The 17,212-nt window shown below is 68.1% G+C and carries 12 protein-coding genes and 1 pseudogene; 3 read left to right on the top strand and 10 right to left on the bottom strand.

All coding sequences use genetic code 11. From position 1 onward, the window contains the following. Positions 1-3 precede the first annotated feature (3 nt). The 8 genes from ACFY3D_RS32985 to ACFY3D_RS32950 form a co-directional block, all read right to left on the bottom strand. Positions 4-714 (bottom strand): class I SAM-dependent methyltransferase, encoded by a 711-nt coding sequence (locus ACFY3D_RS32985; RefSeq protein WP_389986847.1) that lies wholly within the window; start codon positions 712-714, stop codon positions 4-6. 8 nt (positions 715-722) lie between these two features. Then, positions 723-1,769, bottom strand: coding sequence for an NAD-dependent epimerase/dehydratase family protein (locus tag ACFY3D_RS32980; RefSeq protein ID WP_389986844.1), 1,047 nt, complete (start codon positions 1,767-1,769; stop codon positions 723-725). Between the two features lie 14 nt (positions 1,770-1,783). After that, positions 1,784-2,764 (bottom strand): dTDP-glucose 4,6-dehydratase, encoded by a 981-nt coding sequence (rfbB, locus tag ACFY3D_RS32975; protein ID WP_389986841.1) that lies wholly within the window; start codon positions 2,762-2,764, stop codon positions 1,784-1,786. Next, entirely contained in the window at positions 2,764-3,822 is a 1,059-nt protein-coding gene (locus tag ACFY3D_RS32970) for a glucose-1-phosphate thymidylyltransferase (RefSeq protein ID WP_389987020.1), read from the bottom strand. Before ACFY3D_RS32970 ends, rfbB begins: the two co-directional genes overlap by 1 nt. A 228-nt stretch (positions 3,823-4,050) precedes the next feature. After that, positions 4,051-7,833, bottom strand: a complete 3,783-nt coding sequence (locus ACFY3D_RS32965) for a type I polyketide synthase (RefSeq protein WP_389986838.1) — start codon at positions 7,831-7,833, stop codon at positions 4,051-4,053. A gap of 23 nt (positions 7,834-7,856) precedes the next feature. Next, positions 7,857-8,888, bottom strand: a complete 1,032-nt coding sequence (locus ACFY3D_RS32960; RefSeq protein WP_389986835.1) for a ketoacyl-ACP synthase III family protein — start codon at positions 8,886-8,888, stop codon at positions 7,857-7,859. 12 nt (positions 8,889-8,900) lie between these two features. Beyond that, positions 8,901-10,373, bottom strand: a complete 1,473-nt coding sequence (locus tag ACFY3D_RS32955; RefSeq protein WP_389986832.1) for a multicopper oxidase family protein — start codon at positions 10,371-10,373, stop codon at positions 8,901-8,903. Positions 10,374-10,386: 13 nt separating this feature from the next. Beyond that, positions 10,387-11,826 carry an NAD(P)/FAD-dependent oxidoreductase gene (locus tag ACFY3D_RS32950; protein WP_389986829.1) on the bottom strand — a complete coding sequence of 480 codons (1,440 nt, stop codon included), beginning with the start codon at positions 11,824-11,826 and terminating at the stop codon, positions 10,387-10,389. A 182-nt stretch (positions 11,827-12,008) separates the two neighbouring features. Between ACFY3D_RS32950 and ACFY3D_RS32945 the strand changes: the two genes are divergently transcribed. Together ACFY3D_RS32945 and ACFY3D_RS32940 are read left to right on the top strand one after the other, a co-directional pair. Next, positions 12,009-12,914, top strand: coding sequence for a putative sugar O-methyltransferase (locus ACFY3D_RS32945; RefSeq protein WP_389986826.1), 906 nt, complete (start codon positions 12,009-12,011; stop codon positions 12,912-12,914). Next, positions 12,911-13,816 (top strand): annotated as a pseudogene (locus ACFY3D_RS32940) (NAD-dependent epimerase/dehydratase family protein); the annotation flags it as partial. The gene ACFY3D_RS32945 and the pseudogene ACFY3D_RS32940, both read left to right, overlap by 4 nt. 10 nt (positions 13,817-13,826) lie before the next feature. Here the strand turns inward: ACFY3D_RS32940 and ACFY3D_RS32935 are convergent. Together ACFY3D_RS32935 and ACFY3D_RS32930 are read right to left on the bottom strand one after the other, a co-directional pair. Further along, complete coding sequence (locus tag ACFY3D_RS32935; RefSeq protein ID WP_389987017.1) at positions 13,827-14,396, bottom strand: dTDP-4-dehydrorhamnose 3,5-epimerase family protein; 570 nt, start codon at positions 14,394-14,396, stop codon at positions 13,827-13,829. A 37-nt stretch (positions 14,397-14,433) separates the two neighbouring features. Beyond that, entirely contained in the window at positions 14,434-15,657 is a 1,224-nt protein-coding gene (locus ACFY3D_RS32930) for a methyltransferase domain-containing protein (RefSeq protein WP_389986823.1), read from the bottom strand. Between the two features lie 410 nt (positions 15,658-16,067). On the opposite strand from ACFY3D_RS32930, the gene ACFY3D_RS32925 reads away from it, so the two are divergent. Next, positions 16,068-17,207 carry a glycosyltransferase gene (locus tag ACFY3D_RS32925; protein ID WP_389986820.1) on the top strand — a complete coding sequence of 380 codons (1,140 nt, stop codon included), beginning with the start codon at positions 16,068-16,070 and terminating at the stop codon, positions 17,205-17,207. Positions 17,208-17,212: the final 5 nt, after the last annotated feature.

Below are 17,212 nucleotides of genomic sequence, written 5' to 3'. Positions count from 1 at the left end.
GGCTCACTGGACCGGCTCCTTCCTGCACGCGGCGACGATGTCGCACACCTCCGCCGACACCCGCTCGTGCAGGACCTCGATCTCGGTGAAGCCCGCGTTCTTCAACGCCGCGAAGAGCGACGGGCGATCCAGCCAGCGCACGTCCACGCTGAGCCCGCGGGCCTGGGGTTCGGGGTGTCCCTCGCGGACGTTCTTGACCGCGTACCCGGCCAGCGCGTCCAGCCCCTCGGAAGCGCCCCAGTAGTGGGTCGAGAGGTACAGGCCGCCGGCGACGCTCGCGATGTTCTCCAGCAGGGTCCACGGTTCCTGGACGTGGTACATCAGCCCCGCACACAGCACCACGTCGAACGCGCCGAGCTCGGCGAAGTCGAGGCTCTCGACATCGGCGAGCCTGAGCTCCACGTTGGTCAGGCCGAAGACCTCCACCACGAACTCGGCGCGGCTCAGGTTCTCCCGGCGCCCTTCCAGCGCCAGGACGGAGGTTCCCGGGCGCCGTGCCAGCGCCACGGTGTCGGCCCCTTCCAACGCGCCGAGTTCGAGAATTCTGCCGGCCCGGGGAAAAGCGGCGAAGAATGCCTCGGCCCGCTGCTCCGGGTCCTGGCTCAGCAGATAGTCGTGGGAAGATCCTTCGGCATAACGCACCCCGCTGTATTCAAATCCGTTGACCCATGGCTCCAGCTCGCGCACACGGCGCTGAATTTCCTCGGCGTCCATCACAATCCTTATCGGTTCGCCCGGTGCAGAGTGTCGGTGTTTTCCAGTCTCTTCTCTACGAGCCGCGCCCATTCCGGAACCCGGTCGCCGCCGATTTCCAGGGCGAACGACGACTGCAGTTCCGCCGGACCGACGGATGCCGCCCATTTCGCGGTCCGCGCGAGCCCTTCGGCCAAAGGCGTGTCCGCCCAGTTCCCGAAGATGGAGCGCGCCTCCTCCGTGGCGGTGTAGGCCACCGTCACCTCGTTCCTGGACGGCAGGTGGGCGATGGGATGCTCGGGCACCCCGGCGGCCGACCGCACGGCCAGCGCCAGCTCCAGCACGGTGTTGGTGCTCGCCGATCCCACATTGAGCACCCGTCCCCGGGCGCCCTCGGTCTCGGGGGCCCGGCTCACCACGTCCACCACGTCCCGGATGTAGGTGAAGGCCCGCACCTGGCCGCCGTCGCCGTACACCGTGATCGGCTCACCGCGCATGATCTGGTTGAAGAAGATGGCCACCGCGTTGCGGTAGGGGTCGCGCATGTTCTGCCACTCGCCGTACACGTTGTGCATGCGGAAGGCGGTGAACGGAAGCCCCTGCATCCGCATCGTGATCTCAAGCTCGCGCTCGATGACGTGCTTGGCGTTGCCATAGCTGTCCACCGGCACCGGGACCGAGGACTCCCGCATGGGGGTCTGGCCGTGGCCGTACACCGCTACCGACGAGGCGAAGCAGAAGAACGACACCCCCGTCTGCAGTGCGGCGTTGATCAGGGTGATGCTGCCCATCACGTTCGTTCCGTAGTTGAGGCTCTTGACCGAGTGGCTGATCGCCTCGGCGGCGAACGCGGCGAAGTGAAACACCCGGTCGAAGCGGCGCTCGTGGAACAGGGTGTCCACGAGCGCGGCGTCGGTCACGGAACCGACGACCAGTTCCGCCCCCGCCGGAACACGGCTTTCGCTGCCCCCGCTGAGATCGTCGAGAACGGTGACCGTGTGACCGTTCTCGAGCAGACGCTCAGCCAGGTGGGAACCGATGAAACCGGCTCCCCCGGTCACCAAACAGTGGGTCATCCAGCCTCCTCGGGCTACGCGACGGCGCGCGATTGCTTGAGCGGTTCCCACGAGTCACGGTGGGCTTCGTACCAGCGGACGGTCTCGATCAGACCGTCCTCGAAGGCGACGCGCGGCTCGTATCCCAGCCGCCGCAGTTTGGCGTCCGACAGTGAATATCGGCGGTCGTGTCCCTTTCGGTCCTGGACGCGCTCGACCCGGTCCCAGCCGACTCCGCAGGCGTCAAGCAGCCGCCGGGTAAGCTCGATGTTGGTCAGCTCGGCGGTACCCGCGATGTGGTAGACCTCCCCCGGCTCGCCGCGCTCGGCGACAAGTTGAATGCCACGGCAATGGTCGTCCACATGGATCCAGTCACGGACGTTGGCGCCGTCTCCGTAGAGGGGCACCTTCAGGCCTCGCAGGAGCCGGGTGGCGAACAATGGAATGATCTTCTCTGGATACTGGTACGGGCCGTAGTTGTTGCCGCAGCGGGTGATGCTGACCGGCAGCCCATGGGTGCGGAAGTACGCGCGGGCGATCAGGTCGCCACCGGCCTTGGCCGCCGAATAGGGAGAGTTGGGTGCCAGCGGGCTGTCCTCGTCCCACGAACCGGTCTCGATGCTGCCGTAGACCTCGTCGGTGGAGACCTGAACGACGCGGGTGCCCCCCGCGTTCAGACACGCCTTCAGGAGGCACTGAACGCCCAGCACATTGGTGCGCACGAACGCGGCGGAGTCGGCGATCGACCTGTCGACGTGCGACTCGGCGGCGAAGTTGATCACGATGTCGTGGCCGGGCACGAGGTCGGCGAGCAGGTCCTCGTCGCAGATGTCGCCCCGCACGAAGACCAGTCGATCCTTGACCGGTTCCAGGTTGGCCAGGTTGCCGGCGTAGGTCAGCAGGTCGAGGACCGTCACCTCGGCCCCTCGCCAGGCCGGATAGGCGCCGGACAGCAGCGCGCGGACGTAGTGCGAGCCCACGAAGCCGGCGCCACCGGTGACGAGAAGACGGGGCATCAGTGGCCCACCTGCACGTCGCTGTGGTCGCCCAAGACGAACCTGTGGGTCTTGGAGACGTCCTGGGTGGCGACCACCCGCGTCTCCCTGCCGATGAGTGACCGCTCCAGGCGGGCGACGCTCTCGATGTGGGCGCCGCGCAGCACGATCGAGTGCTCGATCTCACTGTCGATCACCACGCAGTCCCGGTCGATGGAGGTGAACGGCCCTACGAAGGAGCCGTGGACCACCGATCCGGCGCCGAGGACGACCGGGCCAACGATCTTGGAGTCGGTGACGACGGCGCCCGCTTCCACGACGACGTGGCCGATCAGCTCGCTGGCCGTGTCCACCTCGCCCGTCACCGCGGGCTCGATGCCCTCCAGGACGAACCTGTTCACCGCAAGGATGTCCTGGACGCTGCCGGCGTCGCGCCAGTAACCCGAGGTGACCACCGAATCGACCCGGTGGCCGTGATCGATCAGCCACTGGATCGCGTCGGTGATCTCCAGCTCGTTCCGCCAGGACGGCGTGATCTCCACGACCGCCTGGTGCACGGTCGAGTCGAAGGCGTAAACGCCGATGAGGGCCAGGTCGCCCTTGGGATGCCGGGGCTTCTCCTCGACGCCGACGACGGCGCCGTCCTCGCCCAGTTCCGCCACCCCGAACGCCTGCGGGTCGGTCACCTTCGTCAGCATGACCTGCGCACGCGGGCCTTCGCGACGGAAACGGTCCACGAAATCGTTGATGCCGCCGATGACGAAGTTGTCACCCAGGTACATGACGAAGTCGTCATCCGCCAGGTACTCGCGTGAGATGACCACGGCGTGCGCCAGCCCGCGCGGCTCGGACTGGAAGATGTAGGTCACCTCCAGCCCGAACGCCGAGCCGTCGCCGACCGCCGCCTCGATCTCTTTCCCCGTGGTGTCGCCGATGACGATTCCCACCTCACGGATGCCCGCGTCGCGGATCGATTCGAGACCGTAAAACAACACGGGTTTGTTGGCGATGGGGAGAAGTTGTTTGGCGAATGTGTGCGTGATCGGACGTAATCGTGAGCCGATTCCGCCCGCCAGCACAAGCGCCTTCACGAGTCGACTCCGACGGACGGGCCGACAGTGGCAGGCTGTTTCACGTAGGCTCCAGTGGTGTCGGCGATCTGGATTCTTCGCAAAGCTACCAAATTCAGATTCATAATTTCCCTACTCTCGTCCTCCGGCCCGACGGACAGATCCGGACGTCACTGATTTCACCGTCTTCCAATAACCGAAAGCGCTTATTTTTCGGGAAATTATCTTCTGCTGCCGTCAGACCTCCGCCAGCAGCCCGGTCAGATAGTCGGCGATGCCCTGGACCGTGGGCCGCTGCCAGAACAGGGTGGCCGGCAGGCTCTGCCCCAGGCGTTTCTCCAGCCTCCGGCGGATCACCACCGTCATGACCGAGTCGAGTCCCTGCTCGGCGAGTGGGCGCCGGAGATGCAGATCCGCGGCGGACAGCCGCATCTCCGTCGCGATCTGGGCGCGTACCTCCTCCAGCACGTGCTCGCGCAGCCGCTCGGGCGGCAGGTCGGCGAACGGCACGGCCTCCTCGGCCGCCCCGTGGCCGTCCTCGGACGACGCGGGCGCGTCGATCACCTGGTAGCGCAGGCCGACCACGCTCGCGAGCACATGCCCCGCCTCGTCGGCGACCACGGCGTCGACCGCGTCGGGCCGGTCCTCGTCGAGCACCACCTCGATGGTCGCGGTCTCCGGCGGCGCGCCGGCCGTGACCATCTCTTCGATGTGGACCGCCATTCGCAGCAGCCGGACCCCCGGGAAGGCGACCGGGGCTATGGACATCACCGCGTCCAGCGCCGGCGCCCAGGTGCTCGCGTCGGCGAAGCGCACGCGTGTTCGCAGGACACCGTTGCCCGACAGCAAACTCTCGATGGTCCATTCGAAACCGGTCGACGGCACGCCGACCTCGGACAACGCCCGGCGCACCAGGCCGGGGTCGGCCGGTTCCAGGCGATACTCCGCGGCGTCCACCAGCGAACCGGGCGCGTGCACGGGTTGCTCACCGACCCTGGCCTCGGCGTGGACGAGCCAGCTGGGATCCTCCCCGCCGTCGTCACCGGCCATGCGTGACGCCAGTCGTACGGCATGGCCGTCGTGGACGACCTGGACCTCCCTGAGGTCGGCCGTGATCAGCGGGTGGCGCATCGCGAGCTCGGCCAGCACCGGCGATCGGCCGTCGCGCGCGGCCACGTCGAGGAAGGTGACGGCGAACACCGCGGCGGGAACGATCTCCACGCCGTTCAGCGCATGGCTGCCCGGATACGGGCGGCTCGCGTCGTCGAGCGCGGTCTGCCACACCATCAGTGGGCTTCCGGCGATGCTGGTTCTGGTGCCCAGCAGGCTGGCCGAGGCCACGCTGTGGCCTCGGCCCCTCACCCGCGTCCGCGGACCCGGCCGGTGCCAGTGCGTGCGGTGCCGCCACGGATAGACCGGCAGCGTGGCCGGCTCGCCCTTCGGGTGCAGCACCCGCCAGTCGACTGCGATCCCGCCGCAGTGGGCCTTGGCCACGGCGGTGAGGAAGGCACGGGCTTCCGGCGTGTGCCTGCGCAGAGTCGAGCCGACGAAGGCGTCCTCCACACCGAGCTCGGCCAGCGTCTCGTGGATGGAGTGCGTCACCACCGGATGCGGGGAGATCTCAAGGAAGGCGCGGTGGCCGTCGGCGACGGCCTCGCCGACGGCGGCGGCCAAGCGCACCGGGTTGCGAAGGTTCGCCGCCCAGTAGGCGCTGTCGGCCGTCATCGCCGCGCGCGGATCGTCCAGGGCGGTGGTGTAGATCGGAATACGGGTCTGCTTCGGCGTGAGGTCGGCCGCCGCGGTCGCGAGGTCGTGAAGCAGCGGGTCCATGTGCGGGCTGTGGAAGGCCACGTCGGAGGAGACGCGTCGGACCCCGACGCCCTCTCCCGGCCACTGCTCGATCAGCGCCTCGATCGCGTCCCGGTCACCGGACACCACCGTGGAGTGGGGCGAGGAGGCGATCCCCGCCACCACGTCCGTCCGGTCGCCCAGTCGCGCGGCGGCCTCCGCGAACGGCAGCGTGACCATCGCCATCGCCCCCTTGCCGGAGACCCGGCGCAGGAGCGCCGAACGCCGACAGATCAACCGGGCCCCTTCCTCCAGCGTCAGGACCCCCGCGACGACGGCCGCCGCGATCTCGCCGACGGAATGCCCGATGACGGCGTCCGGGCTCACCCCGCGAGAACGCCAGAGCGCTGCGAGCCCGAGCTGCATCGCGAAGATCATGGTCTGGACGCGGTCGACGTCGTCGAGCGCGTCCTCCAGCAGCACCTGCCTCGGGGAGAACCCGATCTCCTTGCGGTAGATGGGCTCCAGAGCCTCGATCACCTGCTCGAACGCCGGCTCGGCCAGCAGATCGCGGCCCATGCCCGGCCACTGGGAGCCGTGCCCCGAGAAGACCCAGACCAGCCTGGTGTCCTCCCCGGCAGGTGAACCCGCGACGACACCGTCCGTGGACTCCCCCGCGGCCAGCGCGCGCAGTCCCCCGACGAGTTCGCCGCGACCGGCGGCCACCACCACCGCTCGCTCGGCCAGGTGCGAGCGGCGCAGGGCCAGTGTGTGCCCGATGGAGGCCAGGTCCCCACCCTGCTCGATCTGGTCGGCCAGGGCCTCGGCCATGGCGGGGAGCGCGGACGGCGACGCGGCCGAGAGAGGAAAGAGCGTCTCGACTTCGCGCGTGTCCTCTCGCTGTGGCGTCACCCGGGCCGGGGCCTGCTCCAACAATACGTGCGCGACGGTCCCGCCGTACCCGAAGCCGGACACGCCCGCACGGCGCGGGTGGCCGCGCTCGGGCCACGGGGTCTGGCCGGTCACCAGCTCCAGCCCCAGCCGATCCCACTCGATCGCCGAGTTGATCCCGGTGGCCAGCACGGTGGACGGGATCTCGGCGCGGTCCAGCGCCAGGACCGCCTTGATGACACCGGCGACGCCGGCCGCGCCCTCCAGGTGGCCGATGTTGGACTTCACCGAGCCGACCAGGCAGGGATCCGTCTGGCCCACGCCGTAGACGGCGCCGATCGCCGCCGCTTCCATCGGATCGCCGAGCGGGGTTCCCGTCCCGTGGGCCTCGATGTAGTCCACCGTACCCGGCTCGATCCCGGCAGCCCGCAACGCGCCCGTCATGACATGTTCCTGCGCCTGGCCGCACGGCGCCATGATCCCGTTGGTCCTGCCGTCCTGGTTGACCGCGCTGCCGCGCAGTACGGCCAGCACCCGGTCACCGTCGCGCTCGGCATCGGCCAGGAGCTTCAGCACCACGACGCCGCAGCCTTCGCCACGACCGTAGCCGTCGGCGGAGGCGTCGAACGACTTGCTGCGCCCGTCAGGGGCGAGCGCTCCCGCGGCGTCGAGCGTGAGCGACTGTCCGGGGGAGACGAGCAGGTTGACGCCGCCGGCGAGCGCCACGGTGCTCTCCCCCAGACGCAGGCTCTGCGCCGCGAGGTGCAGGGCCACCAGCGAGGCGGAGCACGCCGTGTCCACCGTCATGCTCGGCCCGCGCAGGTCCAGGGCATGCGAGACGCGGTTGGAGACCGCGCAGTTCGCGGAGCCGATGCCGGTCCAGGCGTCGAGGCTCGGCAGGTCCTCCATCTGCCGGCCGCCGTAGTCATAGGTGCAGATGCCCGCGAAGACGCCCGTGTCGGTGCCGGCCAGTGCGCGGGGCGGGATGCCCGCGTGCTCCAGCGCCTGCCAGGCCACCTCAAGGAAGATCCGCTGCTGCGGGTCCATCAGTTCGGCCTCTCGCGGGGAGATACCGAAGAACTCCGCGTCGAAGCCGTCGATCCCGCTCAGGAAGTTGCCCGCCCTGATGACCCGCCGCAGCATGGTCTCGAACTCGGGCCCAAGGTCCCCGTAGGCGTCCCAGCGGCCTTCCGGCACCTCTCCCACGGTGGTCTCGCCACGGGTCAGCAGGTCCCAGAACGCGTCGGGCGAGTTGACGTCTCCTGGGAAACGGCAGCCGATGCCGATCACGGCGAGCGGTTGGTGAGCCGCCGGAGGCGGCTGGAGCGAGGTGGGCTTCACGGACGTCCTCTGCTGTCGATTTTCTAGGCCCACGCGGTCTGCTCCAGGACCTGGACGATCGCGCAGGACAGGACGAGGCCTGGCGCGGTTCCGAGCATCAGCATGTGCTCTCCCGGCTTCAGTTCGCCGGTGCGGACCAGATGCTCGAAGGAGAGAATGTGGTCGCTCGCCCCGCAGTGTCCGATGGCGCGGCCGAACTCCCAGGTCGAACGGTCCATCGGCAGGTCCCACGCGGCCATGACGCGCTGCTCGACGACCTCCTTGGAGTAGTTCATGAAAGCCACCCGGGCGATGTCGCCCATCTGAATGCCCGACTCCTCGAGCGCCCGGCCGATCAGGGCCGTCATCTGCTCGGGCATCGTGGCCATGGCCGCCGCCGCCGGGCTCTGAGTGGCGAACTGCTGGCCGATCCTGGCGCTGAAGTCCGTGGGCCGCCCGCGGGTGATGCTTGGCGGGAACAACGGCTCGTCACCGCGGTGCAGCGCCTCGGCCTCGGGGATCGTCTTGGAGCACACCGAGCGAAGCCTCGCGAACCCCCCTCCCTTGGTCAGCACGAGGGCTGAGGCGGCGTCACCGCCGATGAATCCGGGCCCCATCCGCCAGCGGTTGATCAGCGGCGTGCCGTAGTTGTCCGCGGCGACGAGCAGCGCGCTGTTGCGCTCCGGTACGGCCAGCAGGCAGCCGGCCGCGAGTTCCATCGCGGCCATCATGCCGTTGCAGCCCTGCCGTATCTCCAGTGCGAGCAGGTCGCCGCCCACCAGGTGCCGCTGGAGGTAGGAGTGTGGCGGCCAGCCGTCCGGCCCCTGGTGCCAGGTGCTGGCGTACAGGAGAAGGTCGAACCCCAGAGGTGAACCGCCCCATCGCTTGACCGCCTGGTGCGCGGCGCGCAGGGCCATCTCCGGGGGTGGGATCTCACCGGCGATCGCGGTCCCGCCGAGTTCGTGCATCTCGACGTCCTCGGAGGGATAGTGGCCGTTCGCGACGGCCCACTCCACGCTCACGGTCGGGGGTATGAAGGTCCCAAGCGCGCCGATGAAGATACCTGGTGTGCGCACGAGTCCGTCTCCTCAGGGGATGATCTCCATCTGGGCCATCATTCCGAGCGCGGAATGCTCGGGGAAATGGCAGTGGTACATGTAACGGCCCAGGTAAGGGGTGTCGAAGGTCATCTGGATGCGCACCGACCCCATCGGTGACACGTAGACGGTGTCCTTGAGACCCGCGTCCTCGGGCAGCGGCGGGCCGTCGTTCCTGCCGATCACCTGGAACTGCAGCAGGTGGGTGTGGAAGGGGTGATCGAAGGGAAACGGGGACACGTCGGCGTTGACGATGTTCCAGATCTCCGTGGCGCCCTGCTTGATCTGTGTGTCCACCCTGTAGGGGTCGAACGGCCTGCCGTTGATCAGGCCGATGGGGGGCCTGACCGACATGTCCATGCTCATGACCATCGTGCGTTCGACGGTGGCGGCGGCGAGCGCCGGCAGCGGAACCAGGTTGTCGGGCACGTCGCTGTGGTCGGAGCGGCCGTGCGCCCGCGACACGTCGAAGCGCAGGATCGGGTTCTCCCCGTCGTACAGATATAGCGGGCCGTGTCCCAGGTGGGGGGCGAAGTCCACGACGATCTCCACTCGCTCGCCCGAGGAGACCTCCAGTTCCGTCCGCTCCACCGGTGCGGGCAGGAGCCCTCCGTCGGTTGCGATCTTCGTCATCGGCACGCCGCCCATGTTCAGCCGGAAGACGTGCTTGAGGGCGGAGTTCAGCAGCCGGAACCGGTACCTGCGCGCGGCGACCGGCAAGTACGGCTGCGCCTTGCCGTTCACCAGGATGGTGGTCCGGTTGTCGGGGTGGCCGAAGACCAGGGCGCCGTCCTCGTCGAACTGCGCGTTGCGCAGCATGATGGGCACGTCGTACGCGCCGTCGGGCAGGTTGAACCGCCGCTCGGCCCTGTCCTCGATCAGGTAGAAGCCGTGCAGGCCGCGGTAGATGTGGTCGGCTTCCAGCCCATGTGTGTGGTCGTGGTACCACAATGTCGCGGCACGCTGCGCGTTCGGATATTCGTAGGCCCTCGCCTGCCCGGGCGGGATGAGGTCCATGGGGTGGCCGTCGTTCTCCGGCGAGACGTGGCCGCCGTGCAGGTGCACGTTGGTCGGCCGGTCCAGCTCGTTCGTGAAGGTCACCCGCGTCCGGCGGCCTGTCCTGGCCCGGATGGTCGGGCCGACGAACTGGCCGCCGTAGGTGAGCACAGGGGTGCGCAGACCCGGGACGAGTTCCGCCTCGGCGGCCCTGACGGGCAGCGTGTAGATGTCGGTGTCCGCGGTCTTGTGGGACGGCCTGAGCGTCGCGGGCACGGGCATCCGCTGAGTGAACGGGGTGAACGTCACGTTGGTGGCGTCCACCGCCGCGGCACTCCCCCCGTGGCCGGCGTGATGTGCGTTCGCGATGGGTGGTGGCGGGGACAGCAGGTCCCCGGTGAGCGGCAGGACCGCGGCACCACCCAGCGCGGTGGCGCCGAGGGTGACGAAACGCCGTCGATTCAGCATACGAATTCCTCGTTCAGCGGGTCCGGCCGATGCCCAGTGTGGGGACGGTTCTCAGGTACAGGCCGGTGACGGAGTCGAACAGGTCGTGGGCGTCGAGCTTGCCCGGCGCCTCACTCACAGGAGCCTTCGGCGTGTTGCCCGTGGCCATGAGCCTGGCCTGTTCCGCCGCCAGGAAGAGCTGGTTGACCGAGTTGTCGGCGTGCGTGGAGGAGTCGGCCTGGCTCTCGTGTCTGCCTTCCATGGCGTCGTCCATGTCCGCGATTCCGGCGACGAGCTGGGCGAAGGCTCTGGCCCCGTCCACCTTCTCGTACTCGATCTCACCCCTCTCGTTCACCAGCGCGTCGGCCAGGCCGAAGTACGCCTCCTTGCCCGCCTGCTGCTGGTAGACGCCGGCGACGAGGGTGAACAACCGGTCGTAGGCGTTGCGGTACAGGGACTCATAAAAAGCGCGTGCCTCTTCCTCGCCGACCTCGCCCTCGACGGTGGCCAGGATCGAGGCCGCGGCCAGCATGCCGCTGTAGAGCGCCAGATGCACCCCGGTGGACAGCAGCGGATCGAGAAAGCAGGCGCTGTCGCCCGCGGCGAAGTATCCGGGACCGCAGAAGGAGTCGGAGACGTAGGAGAAGTCCTGCTCGACGCGGACACCGGGCTGATAGGTCCCGTTTTCGAGCAGGCCGCGCACCGACGGGGACTCCTCTATCAGCGACGCCAGCATCGCCTCCAGCGACTCGTGTTCCCTGCGCCGTTCCAGGAACCGCCTCTGGTGGCAGACGAACCCCACGCTGTACCTGTCGCCGCGCAGCGGAATGACCCAATACCAGCCGTCGGGGGCGGAGATGACGTTGATGCCGCCCGACGGGGATCCGGGGAGCAGCGAGCCGCCCTGCCAGTAGCCCCAGATGGCGACGTTCCTGAACGTTTCCGTCGGGCGGCGGTGCTTGAAGTGCTGCGAGGGGATCAGCCCGGCCCGACCCGACGCGTCCACGATGAAGTCGTACGCGCCGATGCGCGACTCGCCGGAGACCGGATCGACCCATTCGGCGCCCACGGCCCGGTCGCCGTCGAACAGCACCTTCTTCACCTCGGCGCCCTGGACCACCTCGGCGCCCTGCTTCACCGCGTTGTTCAGCAGGACATGATCGAATTCATCGCGATCGACCTGCCAGGAGCGCACACCCGTGCCGAAGATCTTCGCCCAGTCGATCGCCCAGTCTTCCTTGCCCCAGCGCAGCAGCACGCCGGTCTTCTCGGTGTAGCCGCGGGCGTTCACCTCGTCCAACGCGCCCACGTAGTCGACGATCGTCCGGCACGAGGACGCGATGGATTCGCCGATGTGGTAGCGGGGAAACGTCTCCCTCTCCAGCAGGTGCACAGACAGACCCGCTCTGGCCAGCAGGGCCGCCGCCGTGGAGCCGGCAGGACCGCCGCCGATGACCAAGACCGTGCTTGGCATTGAGCTCCAATCATAAAGCCAAAACAATGTCATCCGACCTAATGACTACTCACTCTACGGTCGACGAAAATCCAGATCAATGGCACCGGAAACATCTAGTGGAACATCTAGTATGCAACTCGCCCACCGGTCTTGACTGCATTCTTTGCTATCGTTTTCTCGCGACCCCTACGAGGATGGCCATGGACAACATGTATGACCGGAGTCCGCTTTGGGAGCGGTACGGAAGAACCCGGATGACGAAAGAGGCGGTAGCCGATCTCACCAACTTCAAGTCGAACGAGGTGAACTTCAAACTCGCACTTTGGGATCCGCGAGTCAATGGCGTGCGATATTTGAAGACTTTGATTCACTCCTTGAGCTCCGAGCTGAGCGCGGCCAACTGGACGAGGCTCCGCAGAATCCGCAACCGGGAGCTGGGCAACCCCATCGCCATCAGGTACGACGGCGAGACGATCTGCCTGGACTACCTGCAGGCCGTGTTCGAGGTGGAGTTCATCTCGGCCGGTACCGAGCTGGACGGCGCGACGGTCGTGGAGATCGGCGCGGGTTACGGCCGGACCTGCCACGCGATGCTGTCCAATCACGATGTCGCCGGCTACCACATCGTCGACCTGGATGATTTGCTGCCGTTGTCCCGCGGCTACCTACGCGCCGTTCTGGACGACAGGCAGTTCGCGAAGGTCCATTTCCATTCCGTGGATGACGTGACCGCCCTGTTTCGCGACCACCGCTTTGAGCTGTGTGTCAATATCGACTCATTCGCGGAGATGAACGCGGAGACGGTGCACGCGTATCTCGCCCGAATCGCGGAAAGCTGCCGCCATCTCTACGTGAACAATCCGGTCGGGAAGTATATGGACAAAAACCTGGACGGCCACTCCCAGGGGAACGAGCTGGTCACCCTGGCGCTGCGGACAGGACTCCTGCGCGACATCATTGATATTCACGACAACCGGGCGGTCGAGTCCCAGTCGCGTAGGTTCGTCGCCGCCTATCTGCCCGGTGACGACTGGCGCTGCGTCGCCGAGGGCCGGACGGTCCCGTGGCCGTACTACTGGCAGGCGCTCTACCGGAGCGACAGATGACCCGGCCGCTGATCACGGTGCTCGGCGCCTCCGGGTTCGTGGGTTCCGCGGTGCTGGCGGCTCTCGCCGAACGTCCCGTCACCGTGCGGGCCGTCGCGCGCAGGCCTGCGGCGGTGCCGTCGACGGGTCGGGCCGACTTCGAGACGCGCGCGGCCGACCTGACCGTCCCCGGTCACCTCTCGGCCGCGGTGGCCGGGGCGGACGCGGTGGTCAATCTCGTGCTCGACACCGCGGGCTGGCGCGGCGCCGACCCCTTCGCGAGCGCCCGGGTCAACGTGGGCGTGATGCGCGATCTCCTCGACTGCCTCCGGGCATCCCCCCGGCGGCGTCCCCCCGCGGTCGCCTTCGCCGGTTCCGTCTCCCAGGTGGGCCTGGTGTTCAAGACGCCTATCGACGGCACCGAGCCCGATCGCCCCCAGACCGTCTACGACCGCCAGAAGCAGGCGGCGGAGAACCTGCTGAAGCGGGCCTCGCGCGCGGGCGTCGTCCGGGGGCTCTCCCTGCGACTGCCCACGGTGTTCGGCGGCGGCGCCGACCGGGGGGTCCTGGCGACGATGGCGCGGCGAGCCCTGGCCGACGAATCGATCGACATGTGGCACGACGGGACGGTGGAAAGGGACCTGCTCCACGTCCGCGATGTGGCCGACGCCTTCGTAACGGCGCTTGATCACGCAGACTCCCTGACCGGCCGTCACTGGCTGCTCGGGCGTGGCCGTAGCGAGCCGATCGGCAAGGTCTTCAGGACCATCGCCGAGCTGGCGTCCGCGCACACCGGGCGGCCTCCCGTGCCGGTGGTCTCCGTTCCGCCGCCTGCCGACGCCCCGCGCACCGACTTCGCCAGCGTGGCGGTGGACGCCACGGCCTTCCGCTCCGTCACGGGATGGCGTCCCCGGCTGCCCCTGCACGAGGCACTCATCGCGATGATGCGGGCTCTTGCCGAAACTTCGCCGTCAGTTCGCGGCAACGCCGGTAGTCGGGCAGCAGGCCCAGGCTCCGGGCCTGCTCAAGGCTCGGTGCCGCCCGGTCGCGGTCGGACAGGATGACCTCGATACCGTCGGGCAAGGGGAGCCGCAACGCGGGGTCGAAGGGCGACAGCGCCAGCTCGTTCTCCGGCACGTACTCCTGCGACAGGGTGTAGGACATCACGCTGTCGTCCTGCAGCGCGACGAACAGATGCCCGACGCCCACGGGAAGGTAGAGGGAGCCGCGGTTCGCGGCGTCGAGGGTGACGCTGTCCCACTCGCCGAACGTGGGGGAACCGATCCGCACGTCCACGACCACGTCCAGCACTCGCCCCCGGGGACAGCAGACGAGCTTGGCCGTGCCCGGCGGGGTGGCCGTGAAGTGCACACCCCGCACGACGCCCCGGCGGGAGACGCTGTAGCTGATCTGGCCCACCGGGAACAACGGATGCCCGACCGTCTCGGCGAACACCGACCTCAGAAACGGCGAGAGAAAGAAGCCTCGCTCATCCGGGTACACAGCCGGGGCGAACACGAAGGCGCCCTCGACTGCCAGCTCACGCGCCTGCAATGTGGACCTCGGGGACGTAGAGGATCCACTGCCCGCCCGCTCTGCGGAACTCCTGCTCCTTGGCCATGATCTCCTCGGCGTGGTTCCACGCGAACAGCAGCGCGTAGTCGGCGGCTTCGGTGGCGAAGGCGTCCGGCGACCGGACGGGGATGTGCATCCCCGGTGTCAGCCGTCCCTGCTTGGCTGGCGTCGTGTCGCACACCCACGCCACCAGGTCGGGGCCGATGCCGCAGAAGTTGGTCACGGTGGCGCTCTTGGCCGTCGCGCCGTACGCGACGACCGTCTTCCCCTCGTCCTTCAGCCGGCGCAGCAGACCGACCAGATCGTCGCGGATACCGTGGATGTCGGCGACGAAGCGGTGCAGCCGGCACAGGTCCGACAGACCGCGCGCGTCCTCCTCGGCGATCAGCCGCACAAGGGCCTCCGAGGGGCGGCGCGCCCCGGCGCGGGCGATCGTGTAGCGCACCTCGCCGCCGTGCACCGGCAGCCGCTCGGCGTCGATCAGCTCGAACCCGAAGCGTGCCGCCATCGCCTGCACCGAGCGCGCGGTGAAAAAGAAGAAGTGCTCGTCATAGATCTGGTCGAAGGACCTCTTCTCCAGAATGTCGCCCAGGTAGGGGTCCTCGAAGACGAAGACGCCGTCGGGGGCGAGCAGCGCGTCGACGCCACGGAAGACGGACTTCAGGTAGGGGATGTGGCAGATCGTGTTGGCTCCGTAGACGACGTCGGCGGAGCCCTCGCTCTCGTGAACCTCGATCGCGCTCACCTCCTCGAAGAAGTCACCGTGCACCCGCAGGCCGCTCGCCCGTGCCACGTCGGCCACCTTGCCCGACGGCTCGAATCCCAGGTGCCGGACACCAGCCTCGTGGATGGTGCGCAGCAGCACCCCGTCGTTGGAGCCGATCTCGACGATGAAGGGATCGGGGCCGGTCAGCTCGGTCTTCAGAAAGCGGCGCGCGGTGTCCTCGAAGTGCTTCTGCATCACCGACGATCCGGAGGAGTAGTACGGATAGTCCTCGTGAAACATCTTCTCCCTCGGCACCTCCTTCATGAGCTGCACCATCGTGCAGTCCCCGCACACGCCGACGGCGAGGCGGTAGAAGAACTCGCCGGGCAGGCCGGGTCCGCTTCGGAAATGGTCGGAAAGCGGCTGGCGGCCGAGGTCCAGGAACTCCACGACGTCGCCGTCGCACACCCGGCACGTGCTCATCACGATCTCCTTCGGTTTCACAGTGTTGTCAACACCTCACGCAGAGCGTCGATCACCACGACCTGGACATCAAGGGCTGTCGGCGGACACCTGCGGACACTCCGCGGCCTCGCTCCGAGTCCGCGCCGAAGCCGGCGAGCAGGCCGACCGTGGCCCCGCCCTTCGGCCCGATCGGCGCCTCCGGACCTGTCGTCGACATCGCGTGTTTCCGTTTCCACAGTTACGGCCGGTTATGCCGAGCCCTCCAGGAAGCCCTGGCACAGAGCACCATAAAATATGTTGACGGACCGGTTTGAAAGCATCCAATTAAAGATGATCAAGGAGTCTAGGAAAACACTTAATCTTTCCGGGGCGTTGTGCGGCGACCGCCCGGTTGAATATACATTTAGCCGACCCGGATCGGAGGACTAGTGAAGATACTCTTTATCGCCGGACCGACGAAGTCGAGCGTATTCGGCCTCGCCCCCCTCGCGACCGCCGCCCGGGCGCGCGGCCATCACATCATCCTCGCCTCCTCACCGGAGGCCGTGTCCGCGTCCGTGGGCATCGGCGTACCGGCGTTCTCGATGACTCCGCTGACCCTGACGCAGCTGATGACACTGGATCGCGCGGGCAAGGACCTGCGCGTCCCGCAGAACGAGGCGGAGATACCGCTCTTCGTCGGCGGCATGTTCGGGCGGCTGACCGCCGCCGGTTTCGACCGCCTGCACGACCTGATGACCGAGTGGCGGCCCGACCTCGTCGTCGGCGGCCCGCACTCCTATGCCGCGCCCATGCTGGCCGGCCCGCTTGGACTGCCGTGCGTACGGCACCTGCTGACCGGGAACACGGCCGACAGGGAAGGCGTCCACCCCGGAGTGGAGGAGGAACTTCGCCCCGAGCTGGACAAACTGGGGCTGGAGCACATCCCCGCATTCGACCTGACCGTCGACATCCTCCCGGCGAGCCTCCGGCCCGAGGGGACCGGTCCCGTGCAGCCATTGCGGTGGACCCCGATGAACGAGCAGCGTCCGCTCGAACCATGGATGTTCAGCCGGGGAGAACGCCACAGGGTGGTGATAACCGCGGGCAGCCTCGCGACCACCAACCACAGCCTGACCTTCCTCCTCGGTCTCGTCGATGCCTTCACGGCCCTGGACGTCGAGGTGATAGTCGCGACGCCGGACGAGGTGGCGGAGGGGTTGCGCGGCGAACGCGGCATCGCCCACGCGGGCTGGTTCCCGCTGGATGCGGCGCTGCGCACTTGCGACCTGATCGTTCACCACTCTGGCGCCATGACCGCGCTGGCCGCGCTGAACGCCGGGGTGCCTCAGCTGATCATCCCGCAGGAGAGCAGGTCCGTCGGGTGGGCGCAGATGCTGGCCGCCGCGCACACCGCGATCACGCTGCCGCCAGGGGAGGACAGCCCTGACGTCCTGGCCACCGCCGGCCGGGAACTGCTGGACAACCCCCTGTACGCCCGGGGTGCGGGCGAGATCTCCAGGGAGATCACCGAGATGCCCTCGCCCACCGACGTCGTCGGCGTCCTGGAAAAGCTCGTGGGAGCCTAGGAGGA

Source organism: Streptosporangium sp. NPDC000509 (assembly GCF_042898365.1).
Lineage (GTDB): Bacteria > Actinomycetota > Actinomycetes > Streptosporangiales > Streptosporangiaceae > Streptosporangium.
This window is presented reverse-complemented; position numbering and strand designations above follow the sequence as displayed.

What these genes read in the sequence shown, in the direction of transcription:
- ACFY3D_RS32985 (WP_389986847.1), bottom strand. Translation starts at nt 714, where the DNA reads ATGGACGCCGAGGAAATTCAGCGCCGTGTGCGCGAGCTGGAGCCATGG.
- ACFY3D_RS32980 (WP_389986844.1), bottom strand. Translation starts at nt 1,769, where the DNA reads ATGACCCACTGTTTGGTGACCGGGGGAGCCGGTTTCATCGGTTCCCAC.
- rfbB (WP_389986841.1), bottom strand. Translation starts at nt 2,764, where the DNA reads ATGCCCCGTCTTCTCGTCACCGGTGGCGCCGGCTTCGTGGGCTCGCAC.
- ACFY3D_RS32955 (WP_389986832.1), bottom strand. Translation starts at nt 10,373, where the DNA reads ATGCTGAATCGACGGCGTTTCGTCACCCTCGGCGCCACCGCGCTGGGT.
- ACFY3D_RS32950 (WP_389986829.1), bottom strand. Translation starts at nt 11,826, where the DNA reads ATGCCAAGCACGGTCTTGGTCATCGGCGGCGGTCCTGCCGGCTCCACG.
- ACFY3D_RS32945 (WP_389986826.1), top strand. Translation starts at nt 12,009, where the DNA reads ATGGACAACATGTATGACCGGAGTCCGCTTTGGGAGCGGTACGGAAGA.
- ACFY3D_RS32930 (WP_389986823.1), bottom strand. Translation starts at nt 15,657, where the DNA reads ATGAGCACGTGCCGGGTGTGCGACGGCGACGTCGTGGAGTTCCTGGAC.